The organism is Fibrisoma montanum, assembly GCF_003583365.1.
Classification (GTDB): domain Bacteria; phylum Bacteroidota; class Bacteroidia; order Cytophagales; family Spirosomataceae; genus Fibrisoma; species Fibrisoma montanum.
On the sequence record NZ_QXED01000006.1, the window covers coordinates 464,879 to 487,933 of the forward strand.

General features: G+C 56.1%; 15 protein-coding genes and 1 other RNA gene. 6 read left to right on the forward strand and 10 right to left on the reverse strand.

The window, feature by feature from the left end; translation table 11 throughout:
• Positions 1–8 precede the first annotated feature (8 nt).
• The 3 genes from DYU11_RS22060 to DYU11_RS22070 all read right to left on the reverse strand — a co-directional run bounded on the left by DYU11_RS22060 (position 9) and on the right by DYU11_RS22070 (position 6,488).
• Positions 9–1,340, reverse strand: a complete 1,332-nt coding sequence (locus DYU11_RS22060; RefSeq protein ID WP_119669886.1) for a c-type cytochrome — start codon at positions 1,338–1,340, stop codon at positions 9–11.
• 99 nt (positions 1,341–1,439) lie between these two features.
• Entirely contained in the window at positions 1,440–3,149 is a 1,710-nt protein-coding gene (locus DYU11_RS22065) for a SusD/RagB family nutrient-binding outer membrane lipoprotein (RefSeq protein WP_119669887.1), read from the reverse strand.
• A gap of 36 nt (positions 3,150–3,185) precedes the next feature.
• Complete coding sequence (locus DYU11_RS22070) at positions 3,186–6,488, reverse strand: SusC/RagA family TonB-linked outer membrane protein (protein WP_119669888.1); 3,303 nt, start codon at positions 6,486–6,488, stop codon at positions 3,186–3,188.
• 202 nt (positions 6,489–6,690) lie between these two features.
• Here DYU11_RS22070 and DYU11_RS22075 point away from each other — a divergent pair, with 202 nt between their 5' ends.
• The 4 genes from DYU11_RS22075 to DYU11_RS22090 all read left to right on the forward strand — a co-directional run bounded on the left by DYU11_RS22075 (position 6,691) and on the right by DYU11_RS22090 (position 12,001).
• The gene (locus tag DYU11_RS22075; protein WP_119669889.1) at positions 6,691–7,914 is read left to right on the forward strand and encodes an ROK family transcriptional regulator; all 1,224 of its coding nucleotides are present in this window, start codon (positions 6,691–6,693) and stop codon (positions 7,912–7,914) included.
• Positions 7,915–7,917: 3 nt separating this feature from the next.
• The gene (locus DYU11_RS22080) at positions 7,918–8,868 is read left to right on the forward strand and encodes a M20/M25/M40 family metallo-hydrolase (protein ID WP_119669890.1); all 951 of its coding nucleotides are present in this window, start codon (positions 7,918–7,920) and stop codon (positions 8,866–8,868) included.
• Positions 8,869–9,001: 133 nt separating this feature from the next.
• Positions 9,002–10,417: a glycoside hydrolase family 125 protein gene (locus tag DYU11_RS22085; RefSeq protein WP_119669891.1), complete on the forward strand. Its 1,416-nt coding sequence runs from the start codon at positions 9,002–9,004 to the stop codon at positions 10,415–10,417.
• A gap of 153 nt (positions 10,418–10,570) precedes the next feature.
• Positions 10,571–12,001: an alpha-L-fucosidase gene (locus DYU11_RS22090; RefSeq protein ID WP_119669892.1), complete on the forward strand. Its 1,431-nt coding sequence runs from the start codon at positions 10,571–10,573 to the stop codon at positions 11,999–12,001.
• Between the two features lie 23 nt (positions 12,002–12,024).
• Here the strand turns inward: DYU11_RS22090 and DYU11_RS22095 are convergent, their stop codons facing one another.
• From DYU11_RS22095 to DYU11_RS22125, 7 genes are all read right to left on the reverse strand, one after another.
• Positions 12,025–13,074: a sensor histidine kinase gene (locus DYU11_RS22095; RefSeq protein ID WP_119669893.1), complete on the reverse strand. Its 1,050-nt coding sequence runs from the start codon at positions 13,072–13,074 to the stop codon at positions 12,025–12,027.
• Entirely contained in the window at positions 13,071–14,120 is a 1,050-nt protein-coding gene (locus DYU11_RS22100; protein WP_119669894.1) for a sensor histidine kinase, read from the reverse strand. The genes DYU11_RS22095 and DYU11_RS22100 overlap by 4 nt, the downstream gene beginning before the upstream one ends.
• Positions 14,121–14,205: 85 nt before the next feature.
• Positions 14,206–15,705, reverse strand: a complete 1,500-nt coding sequence (locus DYU11_RS22105; RefSeq protein ID WP_119669895.1) for an OmpA family protein — start codon at positions 15,703–15,705, stop codon at positions 14,206–14,208.
• A gap of 129 nt (positions 15,706–15,834) precedes the next feature.
• Positions 15,835–16,334, reverse strand: an RNA gene (rnpB, locus tag DYU11_RS22110) — RNase P RNA component class A.
• Positions 16,335–16,364: 30 nt separating this feature from the next.
• Positions 16,365–17,678: a DUF4403 family protein gene (locus DYU11_RS22115; protein ID WP_229365976.1), complete on the reverse strand. Its 1,314-nt coding sequence runs from the start codon at positions 17,676–17,678 to the stop codon at positions 16,365–16,367.
• Positions 17,679–17,889: 211 nt separating this feature from the next.
• Positions 17,890–18,909 carry a DUF8465 domain-containing protein gene (locus DYU11_RS22120; RefSeq protein ID WP_119669897.1) on the reverse strand — a complete coding sequence of 340 codons (1,020 nt, stop codon included), beginning with the start codon at positions 18,907–18,909 and terminating at the stop codon, positions 17,890–17,892.
• A 106-nt stretch (positions 18,910–19,015) separates the two neighbouring features.
• Positions 19,016–19,915 (reverse strand): DUF2279 domain-containing protein, encoded by a 900-nt coding sequence (locus tag DYU11_RS22125; RefSeq protein WP_229365977.1) that lies wholly within the window; start codon positions 19,913–19,915, stop codon positions 19,016–19,018.
• Between the two features lie 182 nt (positions 19,916–20,097).
• Between DYU11_RS22125 and DYU11_RS22130 the strand changes: the two genes are divergently transcribed.
• A complete protein-coding gene (locus tag DYU11_RS22130; RefSeq protein WP_119669898.1) occupies positions 20,098–20,520 on the forward strand; it encodes an EamA family transporter in 423 nt (140 codons plus the stop codon).
• Positions 20,521–20,602: 82 nt separating this feature from the next.
• Positions 20,603–23,035 (forward strand): helix-turn-helix domain-containing protein, encoded by a 2,433-nt coding sequence (locus tag DYU11_RS22135; protein ID WP_119669899.1) that lies wholly within the window; start codon positions 20,603–20,605, stop codon positions 23,033–23,035.
• The last annotated feature ends 20 nt before the right edge of the window (positions 23,036–23,055 follow it).

Below are 23,055 nucleotides of genomic sequence, written 5' to 3' on the forward strand. Positions count from 1 at the left end.
CAATCGGGTTAGTCCAGGCGCAGATTTTCGTCGCCGGGTTCGTAGGTCGTGTAAATCAGAATCAGGGTCATCATTTCCTGATTACTCCGCATCTGTCCATCCGACGTAATGAGTTTGGCCGGCTTGTTCGGATTCATGGGATTTGCGTCCGTGTTGTCGTACGTCCCCACCACGTTCACCGTCGCGCCCGTTGGCAGCACAACGGGTTTCTCATAACGATACAGTTCCTGCCAGCGGAAATCCCAGTCGGGGATGTGAACGAGTCGCAGCGTATCGGCCCCAGGACTGGTTGCATAGGCTGTAAACTCCTTACCAATCTGGTGCATGTGGGGCCAGGCATACAGCAACGTAATGGGTTTGTTCCGGTACGCCACTTTCAGGCTACAGGTCTTTGCTTCCCCCCCAAACAGAAACAGCGGGGGCGTGATTTCATCCTGACCGATACCGCCCGATCCCAGACTAATGACATTGACGACGCGTTTGATAGGCTCCTTCTTGAAGAAGAAATTCACTCCGTTGATGGTTTCCTCGTCTTTGCCGGCCGGTCCGAAATGCACCGTCAGCAGCACGACGCCCCGTTTGGGCATTACCCAGCCCATATCCTTTGGGTACGTTTCGACCGAAGCGCCCGGAATCCAGCCGCCGTAGTAGGTCATCTTTTTCTTGTACGGCAGCCACTCCTGATAATGCCAGGCGTCTTCGGCATTCAGGTCCACCTGCTCGATGGTGTTCGTCAGCGAAATAGCCGGGTCATCCACCGGGTGAATGGCAAAGTTGGCGTGATGAATCGCTTTCTTGTTGGTCGACGTAAACTCCAGGGCTTCGATATTGGCTTCCTGAGCCAGCTCGAAGGGAATCTTGAACACCATAAACCGCTCGGTGCCGTCGCCCCGGTGCAGAAACGGCTTGCTCACTTTCAGCGTCAGATCAGGTGGGCGGGTGTAGCCGGTTCCCGCCTGCACCCGGGCCAGTACCTGTTCTTCGGCTTCCTTACGGACCTTACCCTTCGGCAGCCCCGCATCAATCCAGTTCGTAATGGCGCTGATCTGCTCGGACGTCAGGCTGCGCTTGTTGGCAAATGCCACGTAGTGATCGTCGGCCCGCCAGGGTGGCATGTAACCGGCGTTGATTACCTTTTTGATGAACGTAGCCCGCTTGGCCACGTCTTCGTAACTGATCAGCGAGAACGGAGCCGCTTCGCCCGGCCGGTGGCACACCGCACATTTGGCGTGAATCAATGGCTGAATGTCCTGATAAAACGTTTGCTTCTGGGCATACGCCGTCGGCACCCAGAGCAGAGTCAGCAAGCCAACCAGTTTACCAACCAACACCTGTTTCATAGAAAGCTAAAACGACCAACCCGCCGACGTCGGCGGGTTGGCACTAAACAACGAAAATACAAAAATTATCCGGATCGGTTCATACAGACCTCGTCTCTGTTACGGACGATCCCACCACACCCGACCGGTGGCATCCTGCAGGTCCCGGCCAAAACCCGGTTCCTTCGCCATATCGTCGTAAGCCGCTTTGCGGTTCGCGTAGTTGGGCTCCGTTGGACTCGGAATACTCAGCGGGGCACGCCGGGGTACCGTCAGTACGGCACCGTTCGAGATCAGATTCGGCAGCATAACCGTCGAGGTGGCATTCGGGAAGCCCGTCCGCTTCCAGGTAGCCCAGCCTTCGCTCGGCTGACGGAGGAAGTGAAGGTACTGCTGGCTGGCGATCTGGTCCAGCGCTTTCGCCGGATTGAACGCTACTTTCGGCTGGGCCAGATAGGCCGTTTTTTCAGCCGCGGTCACTGGCGTGTAGTTCGTCAGCTGGCCTCCCTGCGCTACCATATCATACCAGTCGATGGATGCCGTTACGCCGGTTTCGTACCAGGTTTTCGCGTCTTCGGTCGTAATGCCCGTAGCGGCCATTTCGGCCCGCATCAGGCAGAAGTCAGCATAGTTGATCACCGGGAAATAGTTGCGGCCAGTACCAGCGGTTCCGTTTACGGCATACGACGCCTGGAACAAACGGGGCTGAATGTACGACAACGTATCGAACGTCTGGTTTGCGCCATTGACGGCCAGTGTACGAACCGTGTAATACTGGCGTACATTCTGCTGGACCGCCGACTCGTCCGGACTGGTGAAGCTGCCAATGTAGCGCCGGGGCGACTCTTTCGTACCGGCGGGCAGCTGCCGGTTGGCAATCAGCAGGTCGATGTTGGCCTGCGAATAGCCGTTGGGCGTAAAGAACGCATCGATGCGTGGATCTTTCGCTTCATACATGAAGTCGACCAGGGGTTTGGAGGCCCGCAGCACTTCCGGGAAGAAGTTGGAACCCGCGTCGCCCGTGAAGCCGGCCGGGGTAACAAACACCCAGCTATCCGCATTTGAACTCATCAGATCCGCAGCGGGTGAACTCAACACCTCCTGGGCAATAGTTTTCAGCTTTGCCGGATCGCGCTTGGCCAGCCGGGACGCGATTTTCAACCGGAGGGCATTAGCCGCTTTCACCCACTGCTGCGTGTTGCCCGCGTAATACTGATCGTTCGTGCCAAGGGCTACCTGGGGAGCCGACTGCGGGGTTTTCAACGTCGTGATGGCTTCTTTCAGCTCCGCATCGAGCGTGGCAAACAGCGCCGGCTGCGCGTCGTACTTCGGGGTTTGTGTTCCGCCGTACCGCGCCTGAAACGCTTCGGTATAGGGAATGCTGCCGTAGATATCGCTCACGTAGAAGGTATAGTACGCTTTTAGTACCCGGGCAATCCGGATCATGTGTACGTAGCGCGGCTGCTCCTCGGCCGGCAGGTCGCCAACCAGCTTTTCAACGTCGGTCAGGGCATTGCCGATGCCGGTGTACAGCGAACCGTACCGCTGGCCGAAGTTATCGTACACCTGCGTGAAGTTCTGGCCGTTGCCGGTTACGCCCGTCGAGTATTGCATCCAGGGCATGATGCGCCGGTAATAATCGTAGAACGCTTCAAAATCGCGGTTGTGAATGTTGATCGTTGCGTTCAGAAACTGGCTGCCGGGTGGAACGCTCGTCAACCCTTCCGGATTGATGTTCGTTTCCACAAACGCTTCTTTCTGACAGCCACTGAATACCAATGTACCCACCGTCAGCAGACCAGCAACGTATTTTTTATAGGGTGTAATCATAATTGTGTAATGTCCGATTAAACTGATGTACTGTGATTAGAGGCCTACATTAACCGTTACGCCAATGTTCCGGCTGAAGGGCAATCCGCCGTATTCGGCAAACTCGCCGGCCCGGTTGCTCAGCAGCCCCTGCGGGTTGATGCCATCTTTCGCGGTGCGGTACAGGTAACCCAGGTTACGACCAACCACACTCAGGCGCAGCGACTGAACTTTAACCTTGTTCAACACCGTAGCCGGTACGTCGTAGCTTACGGAGGCTTCGCGCACGGCTACCCATGAGTTCTCGAATACAGAATATTCGCGGATACCCGATCCCCAGTTCGACAGGTTGTCGTAATAGGCAAAGGCCGGAATCGGCTTCAGGTAGCCTTTATCCACGGCTTCTTTATAGGTCATGCCGCCCAAATCAACCTGCTTGCCATCGACGGTTGCCGTTACGCCCGTGTTCAGTACGCCATCCGGAATGATACCATCGTTGCGGACATTGCCCTGGGCATCGGTGAAGGTGATACCACCCGACTCGGTGTCACGACCGAACAGGCTGTTCTTGAACGTACCGAAAGCCGATCCGTACTGGTGCGTGGCCGACGCCATTACGCCCCCAATCTTGGAATCCACCTGGAAGGTAGCCGAGAAATTACCGAACTGGAAGTTGTTGACGTTGCTGAGCAGGAACTTCTCCAGTAAGGTTCCCAGGTCTTTCGAACCCTGACCGGCCGCTCCGCTCCGCAGATACGTCAGGTAGCCGCCGTTTGTGCCGCTGGCAGCGCCAATCAGCTTCCGGCCCTGTGCGTCGCGGGCAAAGGCATACGTTGAAACGATGGTGCCATAATCACTACCCACCCGGGCAATGGAGCGCACATCATTCCCGAACGCCAGGCTCAGCTCGTACGTATCAACCCCGTCGACCAGCTCCAGAATTTTGTTCCGGTTGCGGCTGAAGTTGAACGACGTATTCCACTGGAATTTGTTTGTCTTGACGGGTGTGCCGGTCAGCAAAATCTCCACCCCACGGTTCAGAATCTTACCGGCATTGACCAACCGGTTCGTTAACCCGGCCTCCTGGGCTACAGGTAGGTTAAAGATTTCGTTCCGGGTCAGTTTGTTATACACCGCTACGTCGATACCCACCCGGTTGTTGAATAACCGCAGATCAGTGCCCACTTCCCATTCCCGGGCCAGACGGTTCCGCAGGTTATAGTTGGGCAACACGTTGTCCCGGAAGCCATATTGCTGAATCTGGCCATTGATTGAGTTGAAAATGCTGCCTGCGGAGTAGAAACCGGTCTGGTTGGTAATCCAAGCATCGGTATCACCACCCGTGAAGCCGTAGCTGGCCCGTAGTTTACCAAACGTCAGAGCTTTAGGCAGTTCTTTAACCGACTGCGTGAAATCCCAGGCCAGACCAACAGACGGATAATAATACGAGTACTGACCCGATCCATCGGCGTAGGTCAGGGCCGACGAGTAGTCGATCCGGTTCGTGAAGTTCAGGAACAGCGCATCTTTGTAGCTCAGATCACCGTAGGCATAAACCGCGTCCGTACGTTTAGAAGCAGCTAGACGGCCCTGACCTATATCAGCCACTACAGGGTTGATTGAATTTGGCAGGTTAAACTGTCCCGGAATCCGCAGGCCGCCATCCGTACGTAGCCGGAAGTCCCGACCGCCGATGATGCGGTTCGTTTCACCACCTACCGTCAGGTTCAGATGAAACAGCGAACCAAAATCCCGGCTGGCCGTCAGTAACGCCTGAATACGCGACTGGTTGTTGGCCTGAGAATACTGCGAGTATTCACCCCCGCCAAAGCCAACCCCCGGTCCCAAGAATTTATTCTCAGTAGCGTACAGTTCGTTCTGAATGTTGGCCCGCACCAGGGCTGTCAGCCAGGGCGTAACGTTCGCCGTTACGTCGATGTTGCCGCGGAAAATCTTTTCGTTGCGGTACGTATTATACTGGAAGGTTTCCCACAGGAACTGACTGATACCATAAGGATCAGCGGTTCCCGTTTTCCGACCACCCAGGGGCGACTGATAATTGTCGGCCCAATAATCAATATCCAGCGTCCGGGGTCGTGCGTACACAAATCGGAAGACCGGGTTGTAGGTTCCACCCTGCCGGATTGGATTCAGGTTATCATTAATCGTGTAGTCGGCAGCTACGTCCAGGTTGAATATCTTGCCCACCCGCTGCGTTGCCCGGATGTTGAAGTTGTTGCGCTTCAGTTCGGCACCGCCCGGCATGATTGTGTTGTTGAACAGATTGGAGTACGACGCCCGGAACGAACCCCGGTCGTTGGCGCCTTCAACGGCTACGTTGTGGTTCGTGTACCGCCCCGTCTGGAAGAAATCCAGCGGATTGTTGGCTTTCCACTCAACCATGCGGCCATCCAGATCGCGCACCATGCGGCCGTCGATCTTCGGACCGAATGAATACGCCCAGGCGCTGTTCTGCGACTGAACCACCTCTACCCCATCGGCTGCTTTGGGGAACGTAGGCGAAAGCCCGGCACCGTACTGGTTTTGCACGTCAACGAACCGATACGCGGTTTCAAACGACGACGTGTGGTTGTACGATACGCCCAATCCTTTCTGATCGCGTCCCTTTTTGGTTGTGATCACAACCACACCATTCAGGGCTTCCGATCCGTAGAGGGCGCTGGCGGCCGAACCTTTCAGTACCGTTACCGTTTCAACGTTATCGGCGTTCAGGTTTTTCATGATGTTGCCGAAATCCTGCGCAGCTCCCCACGAGTCGGCCCCCGTTGTAGTCGGCCGAATCAGCACCCCATCAACTACGAACAGCGGCTGCGTATTCGAACTGAGCGAGGCATTTCCGCGAATCCGGATACGGGACGACGACATAGGACCGCCTGAGCCCTGGTCAATCTGAACCCCGGCTACCTTACCCTGCAGGGCGTTCACCAGGTTAGGGGTGTTTGCCCGCAGCAGGTTCTGACCCTGAATTTCCTGGGCGGCATAAGACAGTTTACGCGCTTCCTGCTTAATCCCGAAGCCCGTAACGATGACTTCGTCGAGCGACTTGGGATCTTCCTTGATTGTAATGGAGAGGGTTGCCGCGTTGCCGACCGGCACCTCCTGGCGCAGATAACCCACCCCCGACACGACGAGGACAGCGTTGCCGTTCGGGACGTTCAGCCGAAACGCACCATCGGCGTCCGTACTGGTACCGGTGGTCGTTCCTTTCACGAGCAGGGATATTCCCGGAACACCCACGCCCTTGTCGTCTTTGACGGTACCGGACACGGTCAGTCTGTTCTGTGCGCTAACAAGCGAGCTTATGAACAGGAAAAGGAAAAGTGGTAATAATCGATTCATACACCCGTAAGATGATGGTTACGTTAACAAGTTGACTCGGTAGTAATAATTAGATAACTACGCACAATCTTACGATATTTTTGCAAAATTTGCGACGAGTTAATAAAAATTTTTAAAAACAGCCATCGGATAGTAAAATAGTTTGGGTTAGTTAGAATACGCTGTTAACTCACTTATATCCGTAAATAAGCACTTAACCTTAATGACGACCCTAGAAGACGAGTTAGTACCCCGAAAATCAGTTGTCACTCACAAAAAGAACCAGCGGCTTAAAAGCGTTTTATCATACCTGTATCAGGAAGGAGCCTGTACACTGGCGCAATTAGCCGACGTTTCACACACCAGCATTCCGTCGGTCACCGGGCTGGTTGACCAGCTCCTGGAAGAAGGCTGGGTCAGTGCCAACGGCATCGTAACGGGCAACAACGGCCGACGGCCGACTTTATTTGGCTTACGACCCGACGGCCACTACGTCATTGTGCTGGACAGTAATACGCACGACACCCGTTTGCTGGTGGTAAATCCGTTGCGCCAGATCGTTTTTCAGCGCACGGTCGACCGGCGTCTGGAGGACACCGCCGGGTTTCTGGATTTTCTGGCCCGGTTCGTAACGGAAACCCTTACCGAGTCAGCAATTCCCAGATCGGCCATCCTGGCCATGGGGCTTGCCATTCCGGGGCTGATCGATGCGCGACGGGATCTTAACCTGACATACAGCAGCCTGAATCCAACCGATCAGTCGATCACGACCTGGCTGGAAGAACGCCTGGATATACCGGTTTACCTGATCAACGACACCAAAGCCACGGCCCTGGGCGAAAATCGATTCGGGGGCGGCCTGGGTAAAAAGCACGTGCTGTCGATCAATATCGACTGGGGCGTGGGCCTGGGCATTATTCTGGACGGCAAGGTTTTCCAGGGGGCTTCGGGCTTTGCGGGTGAACTCGGCCACATCCAGGTCGACCCCGACGGGGACCTGTGCTACTGCGGAAAAGTAGGCTGTCTGGATACGATCACGTCGGCGTCGTCGCTGGTCCGGCGGGTACAGCGGGCGGTGCTGGACGGGTGCGTATCGCAGTTGGCCGCTTACCAGAACGACGTTAGCCAGATCACGATCAACCACGTTATCGAAGCGGCTCACCAGGGCGATGCGTTTGCCATTGACCAGCTGCACGAAACGGGTTATCAGCTCGGTAAAGGGCTGTCGATCGCGATCAACCTCTTCAATCCGGAAGTCATCATTGTCGACGGTGTGTTGGCGCAGGCGGCCATATTCATTACCAATCCCATCGAACAGGCCATCATCAAACATTGTCTGAGCGGGTTCCGCAACGACCTGACGGTCGAGGTAACGAAACTGAACGGCGCGGCCAAGTGGCTGGGTACACACGCGTATGTGATGGAAAACGTATTTGCCGACTTTTAGCCGATGCCCAGACGCCCTCTCCCGACCCGGTTTTCCACCGTATTTCTGTTTCTGCTCGCCGTTACGTCATACGGGCAGGCTCCTTCCGCCGATCGCATCAGCCGACACATCCGCTGGCTGGCCGCCGACAAGATGCAGGGCCGGGGAACCGGCAGTCCCGAAAACGCCAAAGCGGCTGCCTACATCGTCCGGCAGTTCCGGAAGGCAGGCCTGAAACCCCTGGGTACCGCTGGCTTTTACCAACCCTTTACGGCTGAAGTCCGCCGGGTGGTCGTGCCTGACAGTCTGCGAAAAGCGGCCAACGTCATCGGTTTTCTGAACAACGACGCCCCCCACACCATCGTGATCGGCGCCCATTATGATCACCTTGGCCTGGGTCGGCAAGGCAGTTCGCTGGCCGAAAAGCCGGAGGGGCAGATCCACAACGGCGCCGACGATAACGCGTCGGGCGTAGCCGGTCTCTTGGAACTGGCCCACTACTACGCTAAAAACGACGTAAAGGAACCGTACAATTTGCTGTTCATGGCCTTTGGAGCCGAAGAACTGGGTCTGCAAGGCTCGCGCTATTTCCTCAGCCAGCCGACCATGCCGCTGGTCAATCTCAACTTCATGGTTTGCATGGACATGATCGGGCGGTACAATCCGGAGCGGGGCGTCGGCATTGGGGGCTACGGCACCAGCGATGCCTGGCCGCAGGTCTTTAAAGGCGTGGAAAGCCCCATCAAGTTCTTCACCGATCGGGCGGGTAATGGGGGCTCCGACAATGCCGCTTTCTACGCCAAACAAATTCCGGTGCTGTTTTTCCATACCGGCGGCCACCCCGACTACCATAAACCCACCGACGATGCCGACAAGATTGACGCGTCGGCCGAGGAGCAGATTCTCAAGCTGTGCATCCGCCTGCTGGACAACGCCATGCAGCAGCCCAAGATGACGTTTACGGCCGTGAATTAGTGGTTTTTTCAGTTTGTAGTTTGTGGTTTGTAGTTCTTCCGGTGTCAACCAACTACAAACCACAAACTACAAACCACAAACCGAAAAACTACAAACCCAATAACCATCCCAACTCCCCGGCGCCCATTTTTACATGAACCGACGTACCTTCCTCCACCAATCGACCCTGGCTTCTGTTGCGGTATCCACGGGTTCGGCCCTGAACTTTTCCGGCCGCGACTTACCTACGGTCCGTGTAGCCGCCAACCAGCGCAACTTCCGCAGCCAGGCCGTTGAAGACACCATCCGGATGGTGCGCACCCAGATTAAAACTACCGAACTGGGCTGGCTCTTTGAAAACTGCTTTCCAAATACGCTCGATACAACGGTCGACTTCTCGATGGTCAACGGCCGGCCGGATACGTACGTCATCACGGGCGATATCGACGCCATGTGGCTACGGGACTCGACGGCGCAGGTGTGGCCGTATCTTCCCCTGATGAAGCAGGACGAGCCGTTACGTCAGTTGATTGAAGGCGTTATTAACCGACAGACGCGTAACATTCGTAAAGATCCGTACGCCAACGCCTTTTACAAGGACGATACCAAAGTCGGCGAATGGAAAGACGACAAGACCGACATGAAACCCGGTCTGCACGAACGAAAATGGGAGATCGATAGCTTGTGCTACCCCATCCGGCTGGCCTATGCGTACTGGAAACAGACGGGCAGCGTTGCACCGTTCGACGCCGACTGGCAGGACGCCATGCGGCTGGTGGTGCAGACGTTCCGGGAACAGCAGCGTAAAACGGGTAATGGCCCTTACAAATTTGAACGAACAACCAGCTGGGCTACTGATGGCGTTCCGCTGAGCGGCTACGGTTACCCTGTTCGGCCCGTTGGCCTGATCTGCTCTACCTTCCGGCCGAGCGACGATGCGACCATCTTTCCCTTTCTGATTCCGGCCAATTTTTTCGCCGTGACGTCCCTGCGGCAGATGGCCGACATGCTCACCGCCCTGAACGGTAACGCTACGCTCATCGCCGACGCCCGGGCGCTGGCCGGTGAGGTAGAAACCGCCCTGAAGCAGCATGCCGTCGTGCGACACCCGCGCTTTGGCAACGTGTATGCGTATGAGGTCAACGGCTTCGGCAGCTATAACCTCATGGACGACGCCAACGTACCAAGCCTGCTGGCGATGCCATACCTGGGCAGCATGCCCGTATCCAACCCAATTTACCAGAACACCCGCAAGCTGGTGCTGAGCCAGGACAACCCGTTTTACTTTGAAGGCAAGGCGGGGGCGGGCATCGGCGGACCGCACGCGGGCATGGACATGATCTGGCCCCTGAGCATCATCATGCGCGGGATGACCAGTACCGACGACCGGGAGATACGCACCTGCCTGAACACGCTGCGTGCCAGCAACGCCGGTACTGGTTTCATGCACGAGTCATTTCACAAAAACGATGCGTCAAACTTTACGCGCAAGTGGTTTGCCTGGGCCAATACGCTGTTTGGCGAATTTGTCCTGAAAACATTCAACGATCGTCGGCACCTGCTGAGTTAGCTGTAAACCATACATCTGACCTACTAGGTATCACTTTATTAGTCAGAATTTTAATACACTAACTTTTACCATCTCTCCTTTGGTGGGAATGATAAAAGCCCTCCTCTTCCGAAGACGGGGATTTATCCATAACTCAATGCATCAGTTCTTGCTATGAAACGATTTGGCTTGCCTTTACTCACCGCCCTGCTCGCTTCGGCTCCGGTCTTTGCGCAGCAGCATTCCGATCAGAACCATTCGAAATACGTCTGGCCCAAAGACGAGCAGGTCCGACAAAAGCTGAGCCAGTGGCAGGACGTTAAGTTTGGCCTGCTGATGCACTGGGGCACCTACAGCCAGTGGGGTATTGTGGAGTCATGGTCACTGTGCCCTGAAGACGAGGGCTGGTGCGAACGCCGGGGACCACACGCGGCTAACTATACGGAGTACAAACGGGCGTATGAGACCATTCGGGCGGAGTTCAACCCCGTCAAATTTAATCCGGAGCGCTGGGCTGAAGCGGCAAAAAAGGGCGGTATGAAATACATGGTGTTTACCACCAAACACCACGATGGATTCTGCATGTTCGACACCAAACTGACGGACTACAAAATCACCGATCCCAAAACGGCTTTTGCCACTAATCCACGTAGCAACGTCACGAAAGAAGTGCTGGATGCCTTCCGGAAACAGGCGTTTATGGTCGGTACGTATTTTTCGAAGCCCGACTGGCACACCGACAGCTACTGGAAACCCTATTGGCCACCCAAAGACCGGAACGTCAATTATGATCCGAAGAAATACCCCAGCGAGTGGAAGAAGTTTGCGGATTTTACAAACGGACAGATTCAGGAGCTGATGACCGACTACGGCAAAATCGACATTCTGTGGCTGGATGGGGGCTGGGTCCGGCCGTTCAACACCATCGATTCGACCATTAGCTGGCAAGGGGCCATTCCCTTCGATCAGGATATCGACATGGCCAGGATTGCCCGTGAAGCCCGCCAGAAACAGCCGGGTCTGCTGGTTGTTGACCGCACCGTAACGGGCGAATACGAAAACTACGTCACCCCCGAGCACCAGATTCCGGATCAGTACATGCCTATCCCCTGGGAAACCTGCATGACGATGGGTGATAGCTGGTCCTACATCCCGAAAGAGAACTTTAAATCGTCGCGCAAGCTGGTCCAGATTCTGGTCGACATTGTGGCGAAGAACGGTAATCTGCTGCTCAACATCGCTCCCGGCCCCGATGGCGACTGGCACGAAGAAGCCTACAGTCGGCTGACCGAAATCGGCAGATGGCTGGACGTAAACGGCGAATCGATCTACGGCACCAAGCCGCTGGCACCCTACCGGCAGGATAAGTGGGCTTTCACGAAAAAAGAGGACGTAACCTACGTATCATACCTGCCTGCGGAGTCGGAAACGCAGCTTCCGGCCACGGTAACCCTGCCGATCGTGCCCGGCAAAACCTTGACGCTGTTGGGCACAAAAGCTGCTCTGAAATGGAAAAAATCAGGTGCCGGCGCTACCGTGGCCATTCCGGAAACTAGTCGAAAGCAGCTCGCCGGTCAACCCGTCTGGGTGTTCAAATTGAGCTGATTAATCAATGAGATACCGGCTGCTCAGGCTACTTCCGTCAGCCGGTTTTCGCTGACCAGCGGCAGACTGACCACAAACCAGTCGGCCTGCTCCTCGATCTGAAGTTCGCCCTGGTTGAGAAGCTGGTACCGGCTCGCCAGATCGGTCAGTCCGGCCCGAACGGTATCGACGCGCAGGTTTTTGCGCTGGAGTGTATTGGCTACGCTCAGCCGCTGGTCCGCTGCGGACGCGATGCGAATCAGCAGTGGCTTATCGGGCAGAATTTTATTGTAACGCACCGCATTTTCGACCAGTACGTGCAGGGCCAGCGGAGGGACCAGCAGCAATTCATCCGCTGGTTTGACGGCTATTTCCAGCTCGATGCCATCGGCATAGCGGGTCCGGAGCAGGTGGCCAAACGACCGGATAAACGCCAGTTCATCGCGGAGCGGCACCAGTTCGCGGTCGCTGGCCGTGAGCAGGTACCGAAAAACGGCCGTCAGTTCATCCAGAAAGGCATCGGCCCTGGCCGGACTTTCATTGATCAGCGACGAGAGCGAGTTCAGGCTGTTGAACAGAAAGTGCGGGTTGACCTGGTGCTGGAGCGAGGTGAGCTGGCGTTGCAGCGAGACTTTTTCCAGTGTATTGGCCTCAATTGTTTCGCGCTGCCACTGCTGCAGGATGTACCAGCCTTCATAAAGCGCGATGTAAAGAAAATGGTAGAATATCTGAACGCCAATGTTGCGGCTCAGTTCGACGGGGGTCGTGTAGGGCTCAAACGTTCCGCTGATCAGGAAGCGAATAACGTGGCGGATAAGCCAGGCGATGATCACCAACAGCGGAAAAACAGCCAGCAACCGCATCAGGCGCTGTCGGGTATTTTCCAGACCGGGGTGCTGACGCTGTAGGCGAAGCACCACCCAGCGAGCCAGATTCCAGCAGAAAATGCCGGCGGTTATGGCGATGAAGGCATTGGTCAGCAGTTGTTTTACCGGCAGATTGAGGTACAGTTCAAGCCGAAAAAATACGCTGACGAATACATACAGGCCAACCGGACCCAGCAGACGAAGTCGGGTATCATTCAACGGTGTCATAAAGCAGCCCGGGTTTCGACGCGGTTGGCCAGTAATGGGAGTGTCACCACAAACCGGGTATCTTCTTCCCGGATGGCAATTTCACTCCCAACCAACAGACGATATTTAGTAGCGATGGAGTTCAGTCCCACCTTTGTCGAGTGCACGGCAATGCTCTTTCGCTGCAGGTTATTCGCTACGATCAGCGACTGCCCCTGGCTTATAATGTCAATTTTCAGCGGTCGGCGGGTCATCGTAACGTTGTGCTTGACGGCGTTTTCAACCAGCAGTTGCAGGGTTAAGGGCGGCATTCGGCAATCCAGGCAGGCGTCGTCTACACTGACCCGAAGTTCAATACCGGCCCCGTAGCGCGTTTTCAGCAATTGGAAATACGACTCAATAAAGGTCAGTTCGTTACCCAGCGTCGTCAGTTCCTGATCATTGGCCCGCAGCAGATACCGATACACCGTACTGATTTCATCCACAAACGCTTCGGCCTGCCGGGGATTATCGTGGATCAGCATCGACAACGAATTGAGGCAGTTGAATAGAAAATGCGGATTAATCTGCGTTTTGAGCGTATTGAGCTGGTATTTCAGTTTATCCTTCTTCAACCGCTCGTTCTGCTCATACGTCCTCCGCCAGGCCCACAGCAGGTAGTCGCCTTCATAAATAACGAAGTAAATACAGTGGTAGAAGATCTGAATGCCAATGGCGTAGGTGTAGCTCGGTAAGGTTTGCGTAATCCGGACCGCGTCGTTGAAGGCGACGTGCCCGAGCTGCCGAATCAGCCAGGCCACATTGACCAGCAGAGGCATCAGGAGCAGCATCCACATCAAACGCCGACGGGTATTATCCAGGCCGGGGAATTGCCGCTGCAATCGAAGCACCACCCAACGGGCCAGATTCCAGCACAGATACCCCGCACTAAGCCCAATGAGATCCGACCGAAGCAATCGGTTGGCTGGTAGTTCAAGATACCAGTTCAGCCGGAAGAAAAGCGTCCCCATCAGGAACAGGATGAGGGGGCCAATGATGCGGAGCCTGGTATCGTTAAAGGCTTTCAAGGTTCATTCGGGCGGTATACGTACGCAAGATAACTATTTCAAAAATAGCATTTGCATTGATACACCCGCATGCGCTCCGCAACCCTTACCGTTTCCCTTTCGGCCGGAAGCCGGCGGGGTAGCGCGACCGCAGATCGTTCGAGGGTTCAATCCGGATTTCGACCCGCCGGTTGGATTGCAGCCCGGCCGAGGTCCGGTTACCCGCGATGGGTCGTAGTTCGCCGTAGTATTCCAGTGTTACGCGGCTGGGATCGGTCAGGCCGGCGCGAACCAGAAACCGTTTGGCCGCTTCAACCCGGCGCTTGGAAAGCTGCTGGTTGTAGGTATCGCCGGCCCGGGCGTCGGCGTGTCCGATCAGGATGATGCGGCAGTTCGGACGAGCGTTCAGGAGTTCGGCCACCTGCCGCAGGGCTTCCTGCGAAGCCGGCCGGATGATCGCCTTGTCGGTATCGAACTCAATGTTACTCAGCAACGTATCGCACTCGCTCTTCAGTTTCGAACGCATCAGCGACGACACCAGACTATCGAGGTTCATGGCTACGCCCCCACCCGACACGACGCTCCCCTCCGGCGTATCAGGCTGTTTGTCAAACAGATCGGCCACCCCATCTTTGTCTGTATCCGTATACAGGCGGGGATCTACCGGATCGGGCATGTTGGCTCTGGCAATCGAGTCGGCATCGCTCAGCGTCGGATTGTAGGGCGGCTTAACCAGGTCGGCGGGGTCCGTCCAGCGCAGGTGATACGTACCCTGAGCCGCGTCGTAGGTGCCGTCACGCCCAGCTTTGGTCGCATTTCGGCCCAGTTTATACGTCAGAGTCACGGCCGTAAACCCCCACTTATCGAGGGGTGACGTACCTTTCTGAAACAGAAAAATATTGGCGGAATTATCGTTGTAGCCCGGTACGTCGCTCCCAACGGTCATGTCGAGCTTTTCGGTATTGACGTGGTTGTAGGTATAGTCAAGTCCCAGATCAAAGCGGGGGGTCAGTTCGTAATGCAGGTTGAAACCAACGGGGATTACCAGTTCGCGGGTGAACGTCGTACCGGACCCTTCCCAGCGGCCTGCCGTTCGTGAGCTGTAATCCAGCCGGTCGTTGCTGTAGCGGATAAGCCGTCCGTCAGCCAGGCTGTAAACGTCCGTGTAAAACCACATCATACCCGCTCCGGCGTGCAGGTCGGCCTTCCAGCGACGCAGCCTCCGGCTGCCCAGCAGCAGTGATTTCAGGTTGACCGTCCCGTTCAGCGTTCCCTGAATGAACAGGGGCGTCCGGAAATAGGCATTATATACCTCGTTTTTTGAACCGCTGAGCTGACCAATGGTAGCGTTTACGTAAGCGCCAAAGAGGTGCGATACCTGTTTATTCAGCGACAGCCCGAGCCCCCCGGTGATCAGTTCTTCGCGTCCCAGCTTGAATGGACTGCGGTATTGCCGGAGGTCGCCGTAGAATTGCGTTACGCCCGGCGCCAGGGTTACAGACCAGGTATTGAGTTTGTATTCGCCTTCGTAGGGTCGGTTCTGCGCCCGGGCAAAGGGAACAATCAGCAGGAAAAGCAAACAAACGTTGAGATAACTCTTTCGCATAAACCTCCAGGTTTGGTTCAAAGTATACGGGTAAGTACGTTGGAAACTGCAAACAGACCACACGCTACCGCAACACCACGAACGTCGAACTACAAACGCCAACCTACGAACTACATCCAAAAAAAACCTCGACGGTACAAGCCTGTAAGCCGGATTCTGTCACCGGGCAGCTGGCTGTCCGGCGTCTTATCATTTATCTGGGATGATCGTCACCGATCACCTCGTTCGACCTACCCGCGTCGGCATCCGGTTAAACCGGAACGGAGACGAGCAGCCTCGCATCCGACGCCTATTTGGTCTTTCAGCCCATAAGGTTTGTCCTGCCCCGCCGGTCGCCCGCCGGGCGGTGGGCTCTTACCCCACCATTTCACCCTTACCGGATCAATGAATGATTGAATGACTGACTAATTGAATGCACTCATTAAAAGCACGAGCTAATTCAATCATTCATCGAATCAATCATTCACTCATTGATAACCGGCGGTATATTTTCTGTGACACTGGCTGTCGAATCCCCGTCGCCAGGAATCCGCCTTCCCGTTAGGAAGTATGGTGCTCTACGCTGTCCGGACTTTCCTCACCCGACCCAATCCAGGGGACTGGCCGGGCGCGATAAGATGGCTTGTACCGCTGAGGCAGGCGCAAAGGTACGCATAGTATCATTGCAACCCATCTACTTTAACGTCCAGCCGACCGCGGGCGTTCACGACGGCCAGCAGGGCGGTTGGTGTCAGATACACCTGATCCGGTCGGATTTCGTCGATCTGACCGTTGAGTATAACCCCCCGGGCGATTTGATTGTTTTTAAGCCGCTCCTGCACCATCCGCTGGAGTTCGGTCAGCTGAGAGCCGACCGGAATGGTTAACTGCTTCTCCATCATACGGGCAAAGGTGCCCTGCAGCAGCCAGTTGGCCGTTCGCTGGAGCCAGCTTTTTGTATCCAGATCGTAGGTAATGTCCTTCAGCGAAATCGTCTGCGACTGGGCATCGTAGTACGGCCGCCCCTTCAGGTAGATATCGCCGGTGATGCTGCCGGCCAGGCCGGCTTTGATGATCAGGTTTTCGTTCTGGCCGTAAAGGTCGATGCCGGTGATCCGCACGGTATAGCGCCCATCGCTGAACGAATAGCTCTTCCCCACAAACTCCTGGGCCGCCAGCCGGGCCGCTTCCTGGTAGGGGGCTTCGCTGACCAGACCGATCCGGAAGTCGTCTTTTACCTGCGGCACCACCACCAGGTCGGGCAACGTAACGGCGGGCCGTACGTCGGGTTTCGCACCGGTCGTAGTGAGGGTATACCCCTCAATGCCGATGGTGGTCCGCACGTACCGGTTCTCAAACCGAAGGGGCGTAATCAGCACCCGTTTGGGCACCACCATCAGGTACGTCCGGTATTTTTCCGACAGCAGATACGGTTCCCGCAACGTATTCCAGGCTTTCAGAACGGGGGTCCGCAGGTCTACGTTTTTGCGGATTTCCTTATCCAGAGCCGCCGTGACGGTCCCCATATTTTTGTCGATCATCCGGCTCACCAGCGACGTAATGGGAATATCCAGCCCAACCACACTTACCGTCGGTTTGCGCACCCAGCCGTAGCCGTCGGCTCGCGTCTGGGTATGCACCGACCAGTCGGGGTCGAGGTCAAATCTGGTCAGAAACCGCAGATCAATGTCAAATTCGGTATCCCGAAAGGTGGTCATTCCCAGCACCGAGACCCCGGCTTTCACCCAGATGCGGAGCGGCACCGTAAAGTGAAACAGGCTATCCTCCACCGATTCGCCACCGGCCATGACCAGAATGGTGCCGCGTTTCCAGACCTTGATCATGTACTTGTCCTTACTGGCCGGGTCGTTCAGGGTGTTGGCTTCATAAAGCTGACCGCTGACTTGCGCGTTGATCTGCCGCTCCACGTCGGCGAGGGCGATGGCCACCGGAACGTTGACGGTCGATACCAGTTGTTCGTTACGAACCTCCATTTTCGTAGTTGTGTAAGACGCTTTGGGCGCTTTCGGATGAACCTGTTTGCCCGACTGGCAGCCTGCCAGCCACACTACCAACAGGCAACAATACACAGATACCCCGGCCACCGTAGTCCATACTCTGTTCAACCATTCGCCCCTTCCTACAAGTGACCCTCGTCTACCCGGGCCACGCGCCTTATTCATCTGTTTTAGTGGTGTCCTGCTGTTATTTGATCGTAACTTTTGTGGCTCCATAGCCAAACTTCTGTTTCTGGGCATCTTCAAAAAACCGTACGTTGGGGTGCTGCCCCAGCCGCCGGTGTAGTTCGGTTCGCAGGGCTCCGCTCCCCACGCCATGAATAAACGTAATCTCGCCCATGCCGCTGGCAATGGCGTTTTCTAGTGTTTTCTCAAACGTCTGCAGCTGCAGTTCCAGCAGCTCGGCGGGCGACCGGCGGCCGGGTCCCTGTGGCAGCAACGCTTCGACGTGCAGATCCACCACCGACGACGGTCGTTCGACGGCCAGGCTACCCGCATCGGATTTAGGTTTCAGCATCTCCTGTTTCAGCGCTTCGGGCTGGATGGCTGCGGGCGAGGGCGCCGGTCGGGTTGCGCTCGTCGGCGACGGATTCGCTTCATCGGCATCCAGCTGGAACACATGCCCCGGCTGGTTCAGTACCGGTACCGTCGCCTTGTTGTTGAAAAACGTAGCGGCCCGGCATTTGAGTCGCTTCACCAGCGGGGGGCGCAGACTCGTCCGGCCCGGGCGGAACCAGAGCGCCTGTAACACAAACGTCGGCCAGGTATCAAATTTGGCGTGCACGTACAGGTCGTTCAGTTTTAGCTGCGATTTGGGTTTCAGGCTACCGCTCTGCAAACCGTTGAACTGCACCCCACCGCTCGGCGCGGCCGCTTCTTCCCCAACTACGTAGGCCAGTTCCCAGTCGGTGTTGTTGACCACGTGTAGGGCATACTCGCGGTCATTCTGGGGCACGAACGCGAAATAAACCCCCTGATTGGACACAATGGTCGAAGCCGCCGGCTGCCGGGGCATTATGGGCTGCTGGGTCGGCGATTTCACCAGCCGTTCGGCTTCGAGGGGCGATACCACGACCAGTTCCGAGCGCATGACCGGTATTCGAAACCCATCCTCAATTTCTATTTCAACCTGATTGCCGGACAGAAAGCGCGTTATAACGCCCTGTTCTTTAGCCCGCAGCATTCGTACTTTGTCGCCGATGTTCATAAGCAATGGAAAGGGTATGATTTGCCGCCCGTTAACGCGGATTACGCAGATTGATTTATGGCTACCAGACGAGCCTTTGCGTACGCTGTGTTATCGGCGGCAACTCTTAAAAATACAACGGATGAAATTTGACGCCTTTACGGCTCAACTCCAAGGCAGGGGCCGGAATTTTTACGCTGTTGGCTAAAAACAGCAACGTCCGCACCAGTTTCCGGTTCGACCGGATGCGGGCAAAATCGACATCCAGCGACAGAAAATACTGCCGGTACGGTACGTAGCCCCGTTCGACACTGCTGCTGGGGTAAGCGGCCACCATGTTTTCAACACCGTAGCCGACCGCTATGTTCAGCCAGCGCGGAAAACGGGATTCGTCCCGGCGGGGCAGGAACGACGCTACGTTGGCCGAGAACCAGTACGTCTGCCCGTTGTAATCCTTGAGCCATTCTTCGCTCAATCCCTTGCCAAGCAGGTTCGGCCGCACGGCAGCGTAGCGGGTCTGGTGAAACGAGAATTTAGGCAGAATCCGCTCCTCGCCCCACACCGCAAACTGACCGGCATACAACGCCGACCCGAGCGTATTGGCCACGATGTCGCCGACTGAAAAGCCGTAGCCGGGCGCGAAGCCGTCGAGGATTTCGATGGGTGTCTGGAAGATAAAACCGGTCAGGGCACCGTACCAGGCTGCTTTCCGGGGCGATTGACCCGCCCAGCGGTACCCCTGCGCCGACATCCGGGCGATGTGGTAGGCCGTGTAGACGTGCCCGATCTTGTCGATCTGTTTCCATTCGCCGACATCGTCGAAAAACTTGAAACGGGTCAGCGGATCGGTGTACCAGGCCGTGCTCAGGCCGTAGAGCGACCCTGCATACAACACCGATTCGCCGATGAGCAGTGTCCGCATCCGGGCTTTATAATCAGGCTGCCGGGCCGTCGAATCCTGCGCCAGAAGGGACTGGGGAGTTCCCCCTAAAAAGACGAAGCCGAACACCAGCCAAAGCGTTTTCATACCCACTTTTCTAAACCGTATCAATAGCCGACCAGTGATTCCTGGTTGTCAGGCGGCTTTGCATTCACCGACAAACTTCGGCAAACAAACCCTTCGTTCGAACCATCGACCGTAACTTAATAAGAATTAAAACCCTTGACCGACCCAGTTGATTACGGTTAAACACGTTATGAACTCAACTTATGTGGATTGTTTTCGCGTTGCTGGCAGCCCTGGCAACCGCTATCGTCATTACGCTTTCCAAAGCAGGGATTAAGAACGTCGATTCGAGCCTGGCCTTTGCCATCCAATCCGTTCTGATTCTGCTTGTCTCGTGGGGTGTGGTCCTGTTTCAGGGCAATTTGCCGGATGTGACCAAAATTGAACGACGTGCCTGGCTCTATTTGCTCGTGGCCGGTGTTATTACGTGTGTATCCTCCCTGCTTTCGTTCCGGGCGCTGAAGCTGGGCAATGCCTCCCAGGTGTCGTCGCTGGACAAGGTGTCTCTGGTATTTGCCATTATTCTGGCCGTTGTTTTTCTGAAAGAGAAAGTCAACTGGCAGGTTATCGCAGGCGCTTCCCTGATGGCTATTGGAGCCGTTCTGATCGCCATGGCCCGGCAGTAAGGCCCTTCGTTACGAGCGCATCGAATGGGTAGGTACACGGCCTATAAAACCGTACCTTTGTCTTGTTTAGTATCATTACCTCATGCCGTCCGTAAACGAGAAACTTGAACTGGCCTATAACTTTGTGCTGCACACCAACCGCAACGTTTTTCTGACGGGAAAAGCGGGCACCGGCAAAACTACCTTTCTGCACCAGATCAAACAGGCCAGCGCCAAGCGGCTCATGGTGGTTGCACCTACCGGCGTTGCGGCCATGAACGCGGGGGGCGTCACGATCCATTCGCTGTTTCAGCTCCCCTTCGGTCCGATTGTGCCGGGCGCTATGCAGCGCGAAACCCGGAAGTTTACCCGCGAAAAAATCCGGCTCCTGCGGACGCTCGATCTGCTGGTGATCGACGAAATCAGTATGGTGCGGGCCGACGTACTCGACGGGATCGACGACGTACTGCGCCGGTACCGCAACCGCCAGGAGCCGTTCGGTGGGGTGCAGTTGCTCATGATCGGCGATATGCAGCAGTTGCCGCCCGTGATCAAGGACGAGGACTGGGCGCTGCTGAAACCCCATTACCAGACCGGCTACTTCTTCGGCAGCAAAGCCCTGCGCGTAACGCCCTACGTATCGATTGAACTGACGCACATTTACCGGCAGTCCGACGCGCAGTTTATCAATCTGCTCAACGGCATTCGGGAGAAGACCATCACCCGCACGCAGCTTGACGAGCTAAACCAGCGCTACGTTCCCGATTTTTCGCCCGACGAGAAAGAAGGCTATATTACGTTGTCGACCCACAACGCCAGTGCGCAGCAGATTAACACCCAGAAGCTACAGGCGCTTAAAGGCCGCAGCCGAACCTACACGGCTACGGTAGAGGGCGAATGCCCGGTGCACACTTTTCCGACCGAAGCCGAACTGGAACTGAAAGTGGGGGCGCAGGTCATGTTCATCAAGAACGACATCTCCCGCGACAAGCTGTACTACAACGGCAAGATCGGACGCGTAGTGGACCTCGACGATGATGTGATCTACGTCCGCTGCCCATCCGACGATGACGACATTGCCGTGTACCCGGTTGAGTGGACCAATGTTCGCTACAGCCTCGACCCGGCCACGAAAGAAATCAAAGCCGAGCCCATAGGTCGCTTTGTGCAGTTTCCGCTGAAGCTGGCCTGGGCCATTACGATTCATAAAAGCCAGGGGCTTACGTTCGAAAAGGCGATCATCGATGCGTCGGCCGCGTTTGCACATGGTCAGGTATACGTGGCCCTGAGCCGCTGCAAATCCCTCGAAGGTCTGGTGCTACGTACGCCGATTCCGTCGCACAGCATCAAAACGGAGCAGACGCTGGAGGATTTCCACGAGCAGGTGCAGCAGCGCATCCCAACGGCGCAGGAACTGCTCGACTCCAGACGTACCAACCAGGAGAGTCTGCTGCGGGAGCTGTTTTCGTTCGAGCTGGCGGCTTCGCTGCTGTACCGCGCTCAGAAACTGGTTCGCGACAACGCCGACAACCTGCCGGACGAACTGAGCGCCGGACTGAACCAGCTCAATGACCTGCTGCGCGAAAAAGCCCGCGAGGTAACGATCCGGTTCCAGCAACACCTGTCGGCCTACTTCGCCGACAACCGCCTGCCGGAAGAGAACGGGGCCTTGCAGGAACGGGTCATCAAAGCCGGCGCTTATTTTCAGGCCCTGATCGGCGACGAACTGCTGCCGCTGCTGCGTCAGTGCCCGACCGATTGCGACAATCAGCAGATCCGGGAGGCCGTTGTGGAGGTGCTGGACGAACTGGAAAAAGAGCTGTTTATTAAATCAGGCAGCTTTCAAAGCTGCCAGCACGGATTCAACGCCCTGACGTACCTGCAGGCCCGCAACCGCGCCGAACTGGATTTCCAGCCGGCCCGCCGTAAGGTAGAGGTCCTGGCTACCGACGGCTCAGCCGGCAGCAGCCTGTACAAAGCCCTGATGAAATGGCGGAACGATAAAGCCGGTGAACACGACCTGTCGGGCTACATGGTGCTGCCCCAGAAAACCGTTTATGAACTGGTCAAACTCCGGCCGACGACCACCGACGAACTGCTGGCGGTGAAAGGATTCGGCAAAACCAAAGTGAAGCAGATCGGCGAAGAAGTACTGCAGATCATCCGTGAGTACGCCGGAAAACCTGAACGCCGGGAAGCCTCCGCCAAAAAATCGGCCAGTCCGAAACCTAAGAAAGAGAAAATTGACACCCGGGCCATCACACTGGCGCTGTTTCAGGCCGGTCGCACCATCGATGAGATTGCCGCCGAACGAAGCATGGCCGTGTTGACCATTGAGGGGCATCTCGCTCAGTACGTTCGGCACGGCGAGGTATCGCTCGACGCGCTCCTGCCCCCCGACAAGCTCAAACGGATCCGGCAGTATTTTGCGAGCAACCAGCCCGGTTCATTGAGCGAAGCCAAAAACGCGCTGGGCAAGGACGTTACGTACGGCGAACTCCGGTTCGTGCTGAACGCCCTGCGCACCGACGACTAACGTAACGCCCTTCCCGGTAT